This window comes from Aquabacterium sp., assembly GCF_049274795.1.
GTDB lineage: Bacteria > Pseudomonadota > Gammaproteobacteria > Burkholderiales > Burkholderiaceae_C > Aquabacterium.
This window is the reverse complement of sequence record NZ_JBASTH010000100.1, coordinates 15,214-29,635: the sequence shown is the minus strand read 5'-3', so window position 1 is coordinate 29,635 and position 14,422 is coordinate 15,214. Positions and strand designations below refer to the sequence as shown.

The following is a 14,422-nucleotide window of genomic DNA, read 5'->3' as shown; positions in this document are numbered from 1 at the left end:
GAAGGGCTTGGGACTGTTCAGCGTGGCTCGAAGCCGGCCGGTGCGGGCAGGCACCGTACGGCATCGCCCACCTTCAGCGAGCCGCCTTGCAGCACGCGCGCATTGAGCCCGCCATGGCCGCGCATCGCGTTGTAGCCGCCCGGGCCCAGCAGCTCTTCCATGCGGGAGCAGGGATCACAAGGCCCGGTGATCTCCAGGATCACGTCGTTGCCCAGGTGCAGCACCATGGGTTCGTTGCGGAACAGGGCGCGCGTGGCCAGTAAATTCAGGCCCGAGACAAGCAGGTTGCGGCGCAGCAAGGCCGGATCCACGGCGGGCAAGGCAGCGAAGGCCGCGATCACGGGCAGGTGCTCTGCCTGGATCAGGGTGACCTGCCGTTTGCTGCCGCCGGGGCGCCAGGGTGTTCGCGCGGCGATGTGGTCGCCTTCCAGGCCGCGGTCCACCAGGGCCTGGGTGGCGGGAACATGGATGGCCGGTTCACGCCGGGCAGGGCGCAGGCAGATCGCTTCGAGGCGGCCAGGGCGCGGGAACTGCTGAACCAGCCAGTGAAGATCACGGGGTGTACCGGGAAGCGGTTTGGCCGTCAAGAGAGCATCCTGCAAAGGGAGAGGAACGGGGGCATCATGCAAAGTGCTCGCTGATCGTAGCGACCATGCCGCGCTGGGGCAATCCAGCCGGGCCGGCGACAATGGCGGCCATGAGCCCCATCCACGATCCCGTCATCGAGCAGACCCGCGACTGGTTGGTCCGCGCCGTCATCGGCCTGAACCTGTGCCCCTTTGCCAAGGCGGTGCACGTCAAGCAGCAGATCCGCTACGCCGTGACCGATGCGAGCACGCCGGCAGCGCTGGCCGATGCCCTGAGGGATGAACTGGCCCTGCTGCGTGACGCGGATCCGGCGCAGATCGACACCACCTTGCTGATCCATCCTCAGGTGCTGGCCGACTTTCTGGACTACAACGATTTTCTGGATGTGGCGGACGACCTGCTGCAGGAGATGGACCTGGAAGGCGAGATCCAGGTGGCCAGCTTCCATCCGGATTACCAGTTCGCCGACAGCGATCCGGACGACATCGAGAACTTCAGCAACCGATCGCCGTACCCCACCTTGCACCTGCTGCGCGAGAGCAGCATCGACCGCGCGGTGGAGGCCTTTCCGGAAGCCGAGGACATCTACGAGACCAACATGGACACCTTGCGCCGCCTGGGTCATGCCGGCTGGCGCAAACTGTTCAGCGAAGGCTGAAGCCTCAGGCCAGGTCGTCGCCTTTAAGGCCAAGCTCATGGCTCAGGCGCTCGACCAGCGCGCGCAGCGAGGCCAGTTCTTCGGCCTGCCGTTGCTGCTCGGCTTTCAGGGCGGCCAACTCGTCGGCCCAGGCGGCAGCCTCGCTGCCGGATGACAGGGCCTGGCTTGGGCCAGATGCGGTTGTTATCGCGGCCTCACCGCACAGCAGGTGCGCCCAGCGTGCTTCACGCTCGCCTGGCCCTTTGGGCAGCCGCACCACGCGCGCGGGCGTCTTGGTGCTCAGTTCATCCAGAAAGCCGTCGACCGACGACAGGTCCGCAAACCGGTGCAGTCGCTCCGTGTGCAGGCGCAACTCGGCCGAGGTCTGCGGCCCGCGCAGCATCAGCATGGTCAACAGCGCTACCGATTGGCTGGGCACGCCCAGGCCACGGGCCGCGTTGTGCTCGAAACGCACCACGCGGTTGCCGCTGACCTCATTGACCAGGCTGATCTCTTTCAAGCCATTGATGCCTTGAAGCACCTCGGCCTCGCTGAGCTGCATGACGGGTTCACGCGCCGTCTTTTGGTTGCACCCCAGCGTGAGGGCGTTGAGCGACAGCGGGTAGCTGTCCGGCACGGTGTGCTGTTTTTCGACCAGCACGGCCAGCACGCGGGCCTCGGTGGGGGTGAGCGTTCGGGCAGTCAAGGCGGGGCTCCTGGCAGGGCGGGATGATCGGCAAGGGCGCCGACATTACCACGCCCCTCACCACGCCAGGGGCCCCGGGTGCATCACAGCGCCAGCGTCAGGGTCGGCGCGAAGATGGCGATGGTGATGGCCAGGCCCACGCCCCACACCAGCGAGCGCAGCGCGCCCTGGTTGGCCAGGTAGATGGCGATGTAGACCAGGCGGGCAACGATGAAGGCGATGGCCAGCATGTCGGTGCGGCCCTGGTCCAGCCCGGCCTGTTGCGCGGCCAGCACCGCAAACACGAAGAGCGGCAGCGCCTCGAAGCCGTTGTGCTGAGCGGCCGCGGCGCGCGCCTTCCAGCCTTCCTGGCGGGCAGCCCAGTCACGCGGGTTGCGGTTGTCATAGCCGCCTTCGCGCACCTTTTTGCCAGCAGTGCTGAACTTGGCCAGGCCCATGGTCACCACCGGCAGCACGGCAGCCACCAGCACGCAAGTGTTTGCGATCGTCATCTGTGTTGTCTCCACGTTGTGTCAGAAGCCCGGCCATTCTATTTTTTGACAACGATTCGTGTCAAATGATGCAAGTCCGCGACAGTGCACGGTCCATGAAGGGAGGGATCGCATCGAGAAGCCAGGGATTTGGTCAACGGCCTACACTGATTCATCCGTTTGCCCGAGGTGTTGTCATGAAGATCGATTTTGTCTCCGATGTGTCCTGCCCATGGTGCGCCATCGGCCTGAATGCCTTGGAGCAGGCCATTGGCCGCCTGGGGCCTGATCTGAAGGTCGATCTGCATTTCCAGCCCTTCGAGCTGAACCCCGACATGGGCCCTGGTGGCCAGGACATCACCGAGCACCTGGTGCAGAAATATGGCATCACGCCCGAGCAGGCCGACAGCAACCGCGATGCGATCCGCCAGCGCGGGCTGCAGGTAGGCTTCGGGTTCAACATGGAGCGCCGAGGCCGCATCTACAACACCTTCGATGCCCACCGCCTGCTGCACTGGGCGGGCCTGCAGGGCCAGCAGCTTGAACTCAAGCATGCGTTGTTTGCGGCGTACTTCACCGAAGGGCGCGATCCCAGCGATCGGGGTTTGCTGGTCAGCCTGGCCGGGCAGGTGGGGCTGGACGAAGCCCAGGCGCGCCAGGTGCTGGAGGAAGACCGCTTTGCCCAGGAAGTGCGCGAGCTGGAGCAGTTCTACGCAGGGCAGGGCATCCGATCGGTGCCCTCTGTCATCATCAACGACCGGCACCTGATCCAGGGCGGGCAGCCCGTGGAACTGTTCGAGCAGGCCTTGAGACAGATTGCGGCGGAAGGCTGATGAGTTGAGTCAGCCGGTTGCCACGCTGCGCCAAAGCCCCTTTAATGCTCGTCCAGCAGGGTCTTGAGTGAGGCCAGATCCTTGCGTACCCAGTTCTGGTCGTCCTGGAACTGCTCGTCCGTCACACCCGGCTGGCGCAGCAGGGTGAACAACAGGATGCAGGCGTTGCCGCCGGCATCGTGCACCAGGCGCATCGGGTTGTAGTTCTGCTCGCCACCGGGCAGTTGCACGGTGTGATCCAGCACCCCGAGGCTGTTGGGTGGCTCGAAGCGGATGGTCACACGGCCCAAAGGCCCTTCCGCGATCCACCCCCCGTCCTCTTGCGTCATCGAGTCACCCAGCCCGGATGCCCAGCGCGGCATGTTGGCTGGTGCGGACAGGAAGGCGTAGGCCTTGTCCCAGGGGCAGGCCAGCGACACGCCCAGTGTCACCGAATCAGTCAGGAAAGCGTCATGTGCCATGGTGCAAGCCGGGCAATCCGCATGCCCGAGCCAAACCAACCCCCACGCCTCACTGCGCCTTGAAGCGCGACTGCGGCACCGTTTTGAGGTCGCCGCCCAGGCCGCCGATGTAGTTGGACAGCTGCTTCAGCTCGGCATGCGTGAACATCTTGGCCTGCGTGGCCATGATGGCGTTGTTGCGTCCGATCTGTGGGTTCTTGTCGACCTGGTAGGACTTCATCGCCACGTAGAGGTAGTCCTTGTGCTGACCGGCGAGCTTGGGGTAGCTGGCGTCGATCGGCTTGTTGAGGTTCTCGCCGTGGCAGGAGATGCAGTTGCCGCGCTTGAGCAGGGCGTCGATCTCGGCGCTGGTGGTGCTGACCTTGGCAGGCGACGGCGGCAGGGCCTTGCCGTCGGCCTCGTAGTAGGCGGCGATGTCGGCCATGTCCTGCTCGCTGAGCGAGGCGGCGATGCCCTTCATGGTGGGATGCTTGCGGTCACCCTTTTGATAAGCCTGCAGGGCGGCCACGATGTATTTGGCGCTCTGCCCGGAAATCATGGGCACCCGGTGGATTTCCGGAAAACTGGCCTGATAGCCTGGGATGCCATGGCAACCAATGCACATGGCCACCTTTTTGTGCGCCGCGGCCGGGTCTCCCGGCTTGACGTCCTGCGCCCGGGCGGAGGCAGCAAGGAAGGTGATGGACAGCAGGCCGGCAAGGGCGAGGGGCAGACGCAGTGCTTTCTTCATGACTCGGCAATGGGGATTTTGCGTTAAGAGAAATACACGAAGCTCGGGCCATTATAGGGAGGCCCCTATACTGCGTCTTAGTATCTACCCCGACTGAGCTGGATCATGAAATTCCAAGGTACCGACCAATATGTGGCCACCGACGACCTGAAACTGGCCGTCAATGCCGCCCTGTCCCTCAAGCGCCCGCTGCTGGTCAAGGGCGAGCCAGGCACGGGCAAGACGATGCTGGCCGAAGAGGTTTCCGAGGCGCTGGGCCTGCCGCTGTTGCAATGGCACATCAAGTCCACCACCAAGGCGCAGCAGGGCCTCTACGAATACGACGCCGTCAGCCGCCTGCGCGACAGCCAACTGGGCGACGAGCGTGTCAAGGACATCCACAACTACATCGTCAAGGGCGTGCTGTGGCAGGCTTTCGAGGCCGACCAGCCCGTGGCCCTGCTGATCGACGAGATCGACAAGGCCGACATCGAGTTCCCGAATGACCTCCTGCGCGAAATCGACCGCATGGAGTTCTACGTGTATGAGACGCGCCAACTGGTCAAGGCCAAGCACCGCCCGCTGGTGATCATCACCTCGAACAACGAGAAGGACCTGCCGGACGCTTTCCTGCGCCGCTGTTTCTTCCACTACATCCGCTTCCCGGACGCGGACACGATGAAGCAGATCGTGGAAGTGCACTTCCCGGGCATCAAGCAGGAGCTGCTGTCGGCCGCGATGAAGCAGTTTTACGAGGTGCGCAACCTGCCGGGCCTGAAAAAGAAGCCCAGCACCTCCGAGCTGATCGACTGGATCAAGCTGCTGGTGGCCGAGGACATCCCCCTGTCGGCGCTGCAGAGCAAGGACGACAAGGTTGCGATCCCGCCGCTGGTGGGCGCGCTGCTCAAGAACGAGCAGGATCTGAGCCTGTTCGAGAAGCTGGTCTTCATGGCGCGTAATCACCGCTGATTCACGCCGCTGATCGGCCGGCGGAGGGCGCTGCGTTTCGCCAGGCGCTCAGGCCACGTTGAGGAAACGGGCCGCCACCACCCGGTTGCGGCCATCGGCCTTGGCCTGGTAGAGGGCTTGGTCGGCACGCTGGATGATGGCGTCCAGCGTTTCTTCCGGGTTGTCTGCCGTGGCCAGGCCGGTGCTGATCGTTACCGAGATCACTTCGTCGTTCCAGGGGATCGACACCAGGTTGATGGCCTCGCGCAGGCGTTCGGCGGCCTGCAGGGCGCCTTCGTGCAGGGTGTGGGGTAGCAGCACGCAGAACTCCTCGCCGCCGAAACGGGCCACGCGGTCCACCTCGCGTGCATGGGCCTGCAGGGTCTGGGCTACGGCGCAGAGCACGGCATCGCCGGCGGCATGGCCCAGGCGGTCGTTGATGCGCTTGAAGTGGTCGATGTCGAGCATCAGCAGCGAGAAGTGCTCGTTGAAGCGCTGCAGGCGCTGGGCTTCGCGGGACAGCAGGTGCTCGATGGCGCGGCGGTTGAGCAGCCCGGTGAGCGAGTCGTGGTGCGAGAGGTGCTCCAGGCGGCTGACCAGCCGCATGATCACCATGTAGCCTGCCAGGAACGAGGTCAGGATGGACATGGTCACGTGGGAGAACACGAAGGTGAAGAGCGCCGTGTCGGCCGGCATCAGATGCCAGATGCCCAGCAAGGCCGGCACCGGCAGCATGACGGCCGTGGCGCCGAAGGTGAGGCCGGCGGTGCCCAGCAGCACGCTGTGGGCGCGGGCCACACCTCGTCCGAATTCATGGGTCAGGGGCTTGTGGTTGTCGTAGGCGGTGCGCCACAGGAGCAAGGCGATGAACAGCGAGCTGACGCTCTCGCCCAGCGTGGTCCATCCCATCGGGAGGCAGACCAGCAGATTGAACACCACGACCGAAACACCGAGCATCACATGAGAGACATCCGTATGCGGCAGGCGCAGGAAGCTCTGCAGGCCCCGGCGCATGGAAATCAGCCCCAGCATCACCAGCACATTGGCCAGCAGGATGTGGTTCGTCAGCGAGAGCATGGGCTGCAGCGGCAGCAGCGAGAGGGCCACCCCATTGGACAGCGCGGCGATCATCCAGTGCGAGGCGGCACGACGAGACAGGCCCAGCCAGTTGGCGGCCATCCACCACATCAAGGTCACCAGACCATGCACCAGCAGCACACAGGCCAGTAATACAGCGTTGACATCCATGCTTCACCCCAGTCGGCGCATGCCCCAAAACCCCACACGCCGACGCCTGCGTGTGCGGCAGGGCCGACAACACGACACAATAGACATCAGTTCGCAGGACTGCATATGCTCATCGACTTCTTCTTCGCGTTGCGCTCCGCGCGGCTGCCAGTGACCATTCCAGAGTACCTGGGGCTGCTCGAAGCGATCAAGGCCGGGCTGATCGGCCCGTCCATGGATGAGTTCTACCACCTGGCTCGCATGTCGTTGGTCAAGAACGAAGCGCACTTTGACAAATTTGACCGCGCGTTTTCCACCTATTTCGGGGGGAAAATCGCTGCCGTCGATCTGACCAAGGACATACCCTTAGAGTGGCTGCGCAAACAATTGGAGCGTGAACTCAGCGCCGAAGAGCGCGCCGCGATCGAAGCCATGGGCTGGGACAAGCTCATGGACCGCATCAAACAGTTGCTCGAAGAGCAGAAGGAGCGGCACGAGGGCGGCAACAAGTGGATCGGCACCGGTGGCACCTCGCCCTTCGGTGCGCACGGCTACAACCCGCAGGGTATCCGCATCGGCCAGGAAAAGTCGCGTAACCGCAGTGCCGTCAAGGTCTGGGACAAGCGCGAGTTCAAGGATTACGACGACAGCGTCGAACTCAACACCCGCAGCATCAAGGTGGCCCTGCGCCGCCTGCGCAAGTTCGCCCGCCAGGGCGCGGCCGAAGAGCTGGCCCTGGACGACACCATCCACGCCACGGCGGCTGCTGGCGGCATGCTGGACATCAAGATGGTGCCCGAGCGGCACAACAACGTGAAGGTGCTGCTGCTGATGGACGTGGGCGGCACCATGGACGACCACATCCACCGGGTGGAGGAAATGTTCTCGGCCGCCAAGTCCGAGTTCAAGCACCTCGATTTCTACTACTTCCACAACTGTGTCTACGACTTCATGTGGAAGAACAACCACCGCCGCTTCTCGGAGAAGATCCCCACCTGGGACATCATCCGCAAGTACAACAAGGACTACAAGCTGATCTTCGTGGGCGATGCCACCATGAGCCCCTACGAGATCCTGCAGCCCGGCGGCAGCGTGGAGTACAACAACGAAGAGCCCGGTGCCGAGTGGGTGCAGCGCCTCACGCACGCCTTCCCGCACCACGCCTGGATCAACCCCGAGCCGGCCGGTGTGTGGCAGTACCGCCAGAGCATCGGCATCATGCAGCAGTTGCTGGGCAACCGAATGTTCCCGCTGAGCCTGCAGGGCCTGGAATCGGCCATGCGCCTCTTGAGCAAGTAAAACAATGGACATCATCCCGGGAGCTGGATGCTGAGGGTCTTGAGGTGCACATGGCGCGTGCCCGTGGCTGTCGCGGGCGGGTTGTTGACGCTGGTGGCGCAGGCGCAGGTGTCTGGCCCCGGACAGGCGCAGGGTGCCGGTGGCGGGGTGAGTGTGCCCAGCCCGGCCGCGAATGGTTCGGCCAGCGCGGCACCTGCTGTGGCGGCATCGGGCGCACGACGGCGAGCACCGCTGGCCTGGACGCTGGACATCGATGCGCCCAAGCCGCTCGATGAGCTGCTGCGCAGCTACCTGGACATTTCCCGCTACCAGGCGCAGGTGAGTGAAGCGGCGCGCAAGCCTGCGGCGGCGACGTCGACGGGGGCGCCCCAGGATGCAGACGACGGCCTGGATGCCGAGGCCCCGACCACGGGGGCGCAGATGGCACCTGCGGACTCCGGGCCAACCCAGCCACCGACATCAGCACTTGCACCTGCACCAGCACCAGGATCGGCTCAGCCCCTCGGCACAGGCGTGAGCATCACCCGCAGCGAACTGCGCCGTCTGGTGGCAGCCTCCCCGGAGCAGGCGCGTGCCCTGCTCGAAGCTGAAGGCTATTTCGCTTCCGAGATCAAGGTGTCGCTCTCTGACGAGGTCGAGGGGGCGCCGGTAGTGGTCAAGATCACCGTGCGGCCAGGCCCGAAGGCCACAGTCGAGCAGGTCCAGCTGGTGTTCGAAGGCGAGCTGGACGTGCAGGCCGAAAAGGGCGATCGTGATGCCGTGTCGCTGGTGCGCAAGATCAATCAGCAATGGCCGCTGGCGGTGGGTAAGCCCTTTCTGCAGGCGACGTGGTCTGCCGCCAAGAACGCCACCCTGGCCTCCATGCGTTCCGAAGGCTATGCGGCGGCGGTGTGGTCCGGTACGGCCGCCACCGTGGATGCGGAGACCCAGAAGGCCAAGCTGTTCATCGTGGCCGACAGCGGCCCGCGCTTTTTCTACGGGCCCTTGACGATCGAGGGGCTCAAGCGCCAACCGGAATCGGCCATCCGCAACACGGCGGGCTTCCGGCAGGGCCAGCCTTACCGCGAGGCCGAGGTGCTAGATTTCCAGGAGCGGCTGCAGAAGCTCAACCTGTTCGAGAGCGTGTTCGTTACCTTGAACGACGACCCGGAGCAGGCCAAGAAGGCAGGCGTCACCGTGCAGGTGCGCGAGATGCCCTTGCAGCAGGCCACCTTCGGCGTCGGCGTGAGCAGCGACACGGGGCCGCGTGTGTCCGTGGAGCATCTGCACCGCCTGCTGTGGGGGCTGCCGTGGCAGGCCAAATCCAAGGTCCAGTTGGGCCGGGAAGAGTCCGTGCTGCAAACCGACCTGACCTCGCACCCCAATGCCGGGCGCAAGCGCTGGCTGTTGTCGCTTCAAGGCTCCCGCCAGCTCGACACGGACGATGCCCTCACGCTGAGCTACCGGGCGCGCGCCGGCCAGTCCGATGAGGGGGATCGGCTTGCGCGACTGACCTACGCCGAGTTCTTGCGTGCCAAGGTGACCTCATCCGATGGCCTGGACCTGTCCGATGCGTCGGCGCTGTCGGGCAACCAGCAGTTGATCTGGCGCGACGTGGACAGCCAGATTCTGCCCACGCGCGGCTTCACGGCCAATGTGCAGGGCAGTGTCGGCCACACCTTCTCGACCATGGAAGAGGCCGGCTGGTTCGGTCGCGCCTACGGGCGCTTGACTTGGTACCGCCCGCTGCCGGGGCAGTGGTACGCCTCGCTGCGCGCGGAAGGCGGGCATGTGTTCGCCGCCGACAATGTGAGCGTGCCGGACACGCTGCTGTTTCGCGCGGGCGGCGACGAATCCGTGCGCGGCTATGGCTACCGAACTTTGGGCGAACAGCGCAATGGCGTGACGGTGGGCGCGCGCACGATGGTCACCGGCAGTGCCGAACTGGCCCGCCCGATGTGGCAGCGCTTTCCCAGCCTGTGGGGCGCCGTGTTCATCGATGCCGGGGACGCGACGGACCGTTGGGCCGATCTGGATCCGAAGCTGGGTTATGGCATGGGCGTGCGCTGGCGCAGTCCCGTGGGACCGCTGCGCCTGGATCTGGCCTATGGCCAGGAAGAGCGCCAGTACCGCCTGCACTTCAGTGTGGGGATCACGCTGTGAGCGAGACCGCACCGCCGTCGCGCATCTGGCGCTGGCTCAAGCGCAGCCTGCTGGCCTTGGTGCTGATCGTCATCATGGTCGTGGTGTCGGCCGTGGGCGGCGCCTGGCTGGCATTGCGCAGTGAAGACGGCACGGCCCGGTTGCTGGCCTGGGTGCCTGGCCTCAAGGTGGTCGAGCCCAAAGGCATGCTGTGGGGTGATTTCCGTGCACGGCGTGTCGAACTCAGTCTGCCGCGTGGATCCCGTCTGACCTTGATGGAGCCCGAATGGCGTGCGTTGCGTTGGGAGCGTGCCGCAGGATCGGCCTGGGGCTGGCAGTTGCATCTGGATCGGCTGCAGGCCCAGAGCGCTGATCTGCATTGGGTGTCCGCGCCGTCGCAAGGGCCGAGTACGGCGCCAACGGCGGTGGACCTGCCGTTCGGTGTGCGCATCAATGCCTTGTCGGTCGGGCGTTTCCAGAGCAATCTGCTGGGCCCCCAGCCCTTGACGGCACTGACCGGGCGGCTTGCGCTGCAGGAGGTGCGTGGCGGTGCGGCGCCTTCGCACGAGGTGGTGATCGAGTCGCTGCGTTGGCAGAACTGGTCGCTCGAAGGCCGTGCACGCATGCAGACCCGTGGCGACATGGCGCTGGACGCCTCGCTGACCGCAGCATCCACGGGCGCGCCGAAGGGGCAGGCACGCCTGACGGCGCTGGGCCCCTTGCGCCTGTTGAAGGTGGCCGCCCAGGTGGAGGTGGCACAGCAAGGGGCTGCCAAGCCTGGTGACACCGCGGTTCAGACCTTGGCCGCCCAGGCCGAGGTGGCACCGTTCGCGCCGTGGCCGCTGCCCCGGGCCGATGTGCGCGCCGACCATTTCGATCTGCAGCGCCTGTGGGCCGCTCTGCCCATGACCAGCCTGACAGGGCATGTGGGCGTGGCGCCGCGGGATCTGCAGCCGGGTGCGCCTGGTTCGCGTGCGGCGGCCAGTGCTGTCCAGGCCGCCCGGGCGGCTTCCTCGGATCTGCTGGTCAAGGTAGACATCACCAACGAGCGCCCTGGCCCTTGGGATGCCGCGGCTGTGCCGGTGCAGACTGTGCGCGCCGAGGCCACCTTGCCTGCTCAGGCGGATACGGCCAAGCTCGCCACACTGGGTTTGAACGGTCAGGTCGATGCCCGTATCACCTTGCCGGCGCAGGCCGGACGGGCAGCAGGCACTGTCGGGCTGCAGGGGCGCTGGAACCTCGAGCAGCGCCGCGAAACGGCCTTGGTGCTGACCCTGCAGGGCGTGGACACGCAGATGCTGCATGGCCAGGCACCAGCCCTGCTGCTCAAGGGTGAGGCGCAAGTCAACGGGCAGGACGACGACAGTTGGCAGGTCCAGGCCCGTATCGATGGGCGCGATGCCGGCGGGCGCAAAGGGCAGGTGCTGCGTGAAGCGGTGCAGGCCGTGCTGGCGGGGCGCTGGCAACCTGGGCGCTTTGACCTGGCCGATCTGTCGCTCACGGCGGGCGAGGCCCGGGCGCAGGCCAAGGGCCAGTGGCTGGCTTTGAGCACGCAGGCGGCGTCGGCGTCTGGCGGCGCTTCAGGGGCCGCCCCTGGGGGGGCTTCTGCGCCAGCGGTGCCTGCCTCAGGTGCCCAGGCGGCCACCTCTACTGGCAATGCATCCCCTGACAGCGCATCGCCCTGGCAAGCCAAGCTCGATCTGCAGGTCAAGAACTTCGATCCCGCCGTGTGGCTGCCCTGGCCGCGTCCTGCGGGCGATGCCGTTCAGCGCACGCGTCTGAATGGCCAAGGCCAGATGGCGGTGACCATGCCGGGCCGCTGGGATGCGCTGGATGGTCAGGCCAATTTCAAGCTGGCAGACAGTCTGCTGCTGGGCGTGCCGGTGGCGGGTGATGTGAGCGCCGAGCAGGTGGGGTCTGCCAAGGCCGTGGTGCTGGGTGCCAAGGCGCAATTCAATGCGGCTGGCAATGAAGTCCGCGCCGATGTGCGTTGGCCCGGGGGGCTGTTCCCTTCTGAAACGGCCAAGGATGAAGCGGGTGCGAAGGTGCAAGCCGAGATCAAGGCGCCAGCGCTGGATGGCTTGCAGGCCTGGGTACAGCCCATGGGGTGGCGGGGTCTGAAGGGCTCGGTCCAGGGGGAGGTGCTGTTGGAAAGCCCTGGGCCAGGCCGTTGGAGCACCACCGGCGAGCTCGATGCCAATGGCGTGCAGGCGGATTTTCCCGGTGGAGGCCAAGCCCTGCTGAGCGATGCCCATGCCAACTGGAGCATGGGCCTGGGCGATGCCCCGGCCACGGCCAAGCCCTGGCGGCTCGATGCCCGCTTGGGACGAGGCCAATGGGGCCAGTGGGGCGTTCAGCAGTTCAAGATGCTGATCCAGGGCATGGCGGCCCAGCACCAGTGGTCATGGCAAGGGCAAATCGACATGCCTGCGCGCCGCAACGAGGCGGGCGAACCGGTGAGGGAGTCGGCGATCGCGCAGGCCCGCGGTGAATCCGGCTGGAGCGGCAATCTGCTGCGCGACAGTGACCGCGCCTGGCATTCCAGGGTGCAGACATTTCAGGTGCAGCCCGTGGCGCCCGCAGGCGCCAAGCCCTGGGTGCAGGCACAGCCCTTTCAGCTCGATTGGCGACGTGATCAAAAAGGGCAGCGCCTCACGGGCACCCCGACCCGCATCGACCTGTTCGGTGCGGTGCTGGCCTTGCGCGAACTGGTCTGGGACCAGCGTGGGCAAGACCAGGGCCGCAGCGATGTCCTGATCGAACTGGAGCCCTTGAAGCTGGCCGAACTGCTGGCCCGCCTTCAACCCGAGGTGGGTTGGGGGGGCGATCTGCTGCTGGCTGGCCGGGTCAAGGCCTCGCACCAGCCTGGCCAGCCGTGGGTGGTGGATGCCGAGCTGGCAAGGCAGCAGGGCGATTTGAGCCTGACCGAGCAAGACATCGAAGGCACCACGGCACAGCGTCTGGGTGTGCGGGAGATGAGGTTGGCGCTGCAGGCACGTGATGGCGTCTGGACTGCGACCCAGAAGATGGAGGCCCGGGTGTCTGGCAGCATCGATGGTCGGCAAGTGATCCAGGTGCGTGATCCGAGTGCCTTGCCCGGTGCGGATGACCCGATCAGCGGCCAGATATCGGCGCAGGTAGCCAACCTGCGCGCCGTGGGCGTGTGGGCGCCGCCGGGCTGGCGCCTGTCAGGCAAGCTCGATGCGCAGGCGCAGTTGTCGGGCACGCTGGGCGAGCCCCAGTATGAAGGGCAGGTGCGCGGGCAGGATCTGGGCGCCACCCAGACCTTGATGGGCGTGCACCTGGCCGACGGCACGCTCGACCTGCGCCTCAAAGGCGATCGGGCCCGGCTGGAAAGCCTGACGGCGCGCGATGGCGAAGCCAATGGCGGCAGCCTGCACCTCAGCGGTGATGCGGTGCTGGGCGCCGAGCCCACCGCCAATCTGCAACTGCGGGCCGAACGCTTTGCCTTGCTGCAGCGTGTGGACCGCCGCGTGGTGGTGTCTGCAGAGCTGCAGCTGGGCCTTACGCAGGAGGCCCTGTCGGCGCAAGGGCAGGCCCGTGTCGACGAGGGCCTGGTGGACATCTCGCGCTCCGACGCGCCGACCATCGGTGACGATGTCAACGTCATCAACCGGCCGGGGGTGTCAGATGCGGAGGATGCTGCAGCTGCAGCAGCCGCGGCCGCACCCAGACGCAAGCTGCAGGTGACGCTGACAGCCGACCTGGGCAACAAACTGCGCCTGCGCGGGCGGGGCATCGACACGCACCTGCGCGGCGCCCTCAAGCTCACCACGCCCAATGGGCAGCCCTACATCACCGGTACGGTATCCACGGTCGACGGCACCTACGCGGCCTATGGCCAGAAGCTGGTGATCGAGCGCGGTTCGATCTCCTTCACCGGGCCGATCAACAACCCCCGTCTGGACATCCAGGCCATGCGGCTTCAGTCGCCGATGGCCTCTGCCAGTGACGTGAGAGTGGGGGTGCTGATCACTGGGACGGCTCAGGATCCGCGCGTGCGCCTGTACTCCGAGCCGACCATGTCGGAGACCGAAAAGCTGTCTTGGCTGGTGCTGGGGCGTGGCTCCAATGGCCTGGGTGGCGCCGACATCGGCCTGCTGCAGACCGCTGCCGTGGCGCTGCTGGCGGGAGAAGGGGACTCGCGCACGGACAACGTGATCTCGGCCATCGGGCTGGATGAGCTATCCGTGCGACAGAGCGGCGGTGCGGTGCGTGACACGGTTGTCGTGGTCGGCAAGCAGGTAGCCAACAAGTGGTATGTCGGCTATCAGCGCAGTATCAACGCTACCGAAGGCACCTGGCAGTTGATCTACCGCCTGGCGCAGCGCTTCACCGTGCGGGTCCAGTCGGGTGACGACAACGCCGTCGACCTGATCTGGTGGCTCAGGTGGAATTGAGC

At 65.9% G+C, this 14,422-nt stretch carries 12 protein-coding genes; 6 read left to right on the top strand and 6 right to left on the bottom strand.

Features of this window, described 5'->3' with window-relative positions:
* Positions 1–17 precede the first annotated feature (17 nt).
* Positions 18–587: an MOSC domain-containing protein gene (locus tag WAQ08_RS16875; RefSeq protein WP_422193138.1), complete on the bottom strand. Its 570-nt coding sequence runs from the start codon at positions 585–587 to the stop codon at positions 18–20.
* A 101-nt stretch (positions 588–688) separates the two neighbouring features.
* Between WAQ08_RS16875 and WAQ08_RS16870 the strand changes: the two genes are divergently transcribed.
* Entirely contained in the window at positions 689–1,246 is a 558-nt protein-coding gene (locus tag WAQ08_RS16870; protein WP_422193136.1) for a DUF1415 domain-containing protein, read from the top strand.
* 4 nt (positions 1,247–1,250) lie between these two features.
* Here the strand turns inward: WAQ08_RS16870 and WAQ08_RS16865 are convergent, their stop codons facing one another.
* Positions 1,251–1,931 carry a YceH family protein gene (locus tag WAQ08_RS16865; protein WP_422193134.1) on the bottom strand — a complete coding sequence of 227 codons (681 nt, stop codon included), beginning with the start codon at positions 1,929–1,931 and terminating at the stop codon, positions 1,251–1,253.
* An 83-nt stretch (positions 1,932–2,014) separates the two neighbouring features.
* Positions 2,015–2,422: an MAPEG family protein gene (locus tag WAQ08_RS16860; protein ID WP_422193132.1), complete on the bottom strand. Its 408-nt coding sequence runs from the start codon at positions 2,420–2,422 to the stop codon at positions 2,015–2,017.
* A 176-nt stretch (positions 2,423–2,598) separates the two neighbouring features.
* Between WAQ08_RS16860 and WAQ08_RS16855 the strand changes: the two genes are divergently transcribed.
* Complete coding sequence (locus tag WAQ08_RS16855; protein WP_422193130.1) at positions 2,599–3,234, top strand: DsbA family oxidoreductase; 636 nt, start codon at positions 2,599–2,601, stop codon at positions 3,232–3,234.
* A gap of 41 nt (positions 3,235–3,275) precedes the next feature.
* Here the strand turns inward: WAQ08_RS16855 and WAQ08_RS16850 are convergent, their stop codons facing one another.
* Both WAQ08_RS16850 and WAQ08_RS16845 read right to left on the bottom strand, forming a co-directional pair.
* Entirely contained in the window at positions 3,276–3,695 is a 420-nt protein-coding gene (locus WAQ08_RS16850) for an SRPBCC family protein (protein WP_422193128.1), read from the bottom strand.
* A 49-nt stretch (positions 3,696–3,744) separates the two neighbouring features.
* Positions 3,745–4,425, bottom strand: coding sequence for a c-type cytochrome (locus WAQ08_RS16845; protein WP_422193126.1), 681 nt, complete (start codon positions 4,423–4,425; stop codon positions 3,745–3,747).
* A gap of 105 nt (positions 4,426–4,530) precedes the next feature.
* Here WAQ08_RS16845 and WAQ08_RS16840 point away from each other — a divergent pair, with 105 nt between their 5' ends.
* On the top strand, positions 4,531–5,373 hold the full coding sequence (locus WAQ08_RS16840; RefSeq protein WP_422193123.1) for an AAA family ATPase: 843 nt from the start codon (positions 4,531–4,533) through the stop codon (positions 5,371–5,373).
* A 48-nt stretch (positions 5,374–5,421) separates the two neighbouring features.
* Here WAQ08_RS16840 and WAQ08_RS16835 read toward each other — a convergent pair whose 3' ends face one another.
* A complete protein-coding gene (locus WAQ08_RS16835) occupies positions 5,422–6,600 on the bottom strand; it encodes a diguanylate cyclase (protein ID WP_422193121.1) in 1,179 nt (392 codons plus the stop codon).
* Positions 6,601–6,705: 105 nt separating this feature from the next.
* Here WAQ08_RS16835 and WAQ08_RS16830 point away from each other — a divergent pair, with 105 nt between their 5' ends.
* Genes WAQ08_RS16830 through WAQ08_RS16820 form a run of 3 tightly spaced genes read left to right on the top strand, consistent with a single transcriptional unit; the run spans position 6,706 to position 14,420 of the window.
* On the top strand, positions 6,706–7,878 hold the full coding sequence (locus tag WAQ08_RS16830) for a vWA domain-containing protein (protein WP_422193119.1): 1,173 nt from the start codon (positions 6,706–6,708) through the stop codon (positions 7,876–7,878).
* 57 nt (positions 7,879–7,935) lie between these two features.
* Entirely contained in the window at positions 7,936–10,020 is a 2,085-nt protein-coding gene (locus WAQ08_RS16825) for an autotransporter assembly complex protein TamA (protein ID WP_422193117.1), read from the top strand.
* Positions 10,017–14,420 (top strand): translocation/assembly module TamB domain-containing protein, encoded by a 4,404-nt coding sequence (locus WAQ08_RS16820; protein ID WP_422193115.1) that lies wholly within the window; start codon positions 10,017–10,019, stop codon positions 14,418–14,420. Before WAQ08_RS16825 ends, WAQ08_RS16820 begins: the two co-directional genes overlap by 4 nt.
* The last annotated feature ends 2 nt before the right edge of the window (positions 14,421–14,422 follow it).

What these genes read in the sequence shown, in the direction of transcription:
- WAQ08_RS16870 (WP_422193136.1), top strand. Translation starts at nt 689, where the DNA reads ATGGCGGCCATGAGCCCCATCCACGATCCCGTCATCGAGCAGACCCGC.
- WAQ08_RS16860 (WP_422193132.1), bottom strand. Translation starts at nt 2,422, where the DNA reads ATGACGATCGCAAACACTTGCGTGCTGGTGGCTGCCGTGCTGCCGGTG.
- WAQ08_RS16855 (WP_422193130.1), top strand. Translation starts at nt 2,599, where the DNA reads ATGAAGATCGATTTTGTCTCCGATGTGTCCTGCCCATGGTGCGCCATC.
- WAQ08_RS16850 (WP_422193128.1), bottom strand. Translation starts at nt 3,695, where the DNA reads ATGGCACATGACGCTTTCCTGACTGATTCGGTGACACTGGGCGTGTCG.
- WAQ08_RS16845 (WP_422193126.1), bottom strand. Translation starts at nt 4,425, where the DNA reads ATGAAGAAAGCACTGCGTCTGCCCCTCGCCCTTGCCGGCCTGCTGTCC.
- WAQ08_RS16840 (WP_422193123.1), top strand. Translation starts at nt 4,531, where the DNA reads ATGAAATTCCAAGGTACCGACCAATATGTGGCCACCGACGACCTGAAA.
- WAQ08_RS16835 (WP_422193121.1), bottom strand. Translation starts at nt 6,600, where the DNA reads ATGGATGTCAACGCTGTATTACTGGCCTGTGTGCTGCTGGTGCATGGT.
- WAQ08_RS16830 (WP_422193119.1), top strand. Translation starts at nt 6,706, where the DNA reads ATGCTCATCGACTTCTTCTTCGCGTTGCGCTCCGCGCGGCTGCCAGTG.